Annotated in this window: 1 protein-coding gene; it reads left to right on the top strand. The window is 70.2% G+C overall.

Annotated features, from left to right (window positions below; all coding sequences use genetic code 11):
* The coding region (locus FQ755_RS16720; protein ID WP_144155966.1) for a fimbria/pilus outer membrane usher protein at positions 1–429 on the top strand (429 nt) is incomplete at both ends.

Below are 429 nucleotides of genomic sequence, written 5' to 3'. Positions count from 1 at the left end.
GACCTGAAGGTGCTCGTCACCGAAGCGGACGGCAGCGAGCACTCATTTTCGGTGCCCTACGCCGCCGTGCCGATGTCCTTGCGCCCCGGCCAGCACCGCTACAGCTTCACGGCGGGCGCGCTGCGCCACCTGCCGAACAGCAGGCCGCTGTTCACCCAGGCGACCTGGCAGCAGGGCCTGACCAATACGCTGACCGGCTACGGCGGCGCCACCCTGGCGCAGGGCTACCTGTCGGTGATGGCCGGCGCGGTGCTCACCACCGGCTGGGGCGCCTTCGGCCTCGATCTCACGCACGCCAGCACGCGCATTCCGGGCGAGCGCGGCCATGCCGGGCAGAGCTTGCGCCTGAGCTACGCGAAAACGGTGGCGGCCACCGGCACCAATATCGCGATCGCCGCCTACCGCTATTCGACCAGCGGCTTCTTCGGC

Source organism: Paraburkholderia sp. BCC1885 (assembly GCF_900996235.1).
In the GTDB taxonomy this organism is placed as follows: domain Bacteria; phylum Pseudomonadota; class Gammaproteobacteria; order Burkholderiales; family Burkholderiaceae; genus Paraburkholderia.
The sequence above is the reverse complement of the archived record's forward strand: the minus strand, read 5'-3'. Positions and strand labels throughout refer to the sequence as shown.